Genomic DNA, 311 nt, shown 5'->3' with positions numbered 1-311 from the left:
ACATCAGCAGCCGACACGTACAGCATCCCCGTCGGATGATCCATACACTCCGGGTCGCCTCGCAGCAGTACAGTCGGCCCGGCCAGCATGATCCGGTCCACCGCCTGCACCGTCGCCTCATCCTCAGCGACCAGACGCCACGACCGGACACGCACCTGACGCGCACCACCCACCGTCACAGGTAGACCACCCATCGGGCGCACCATCTCCGACGCCGACGACCACCGGCCACGAGACTCCGAGCGCAGAACACCCACCACCACCGCACCGAGCGGTGCCATCGGATCGGACAGCCACACACGGGAGTGTCC

General features: G+C 67.2%; 1 protein-coding gene. It reads right to left on the bottom strand.

The genetic code is table 11. The features are described from left to right. On the bottom strand, positions 1-299 hold a 299-nt coding region (locus tag Q5762_RS37745), incomplete at its 3' end, for a hypothetical protein (RefSeq protein WP_315896831.1). Positions 300-311 lie beyond the last annotated feature (12 nt).

It is taken from the genome of Streptomyces sp. P9(2023), from assembly GCF_032436795.1.
GTDB lineage: Bacteria > Actinomycetota > Actinomycetes > Streptomycetales > Streptomycetaceae > Streptomyces.
Note: the sequence above shows the minus strand (reverse complement) of the source record. Positions and strands in the feature narration are given on the sequence as shown.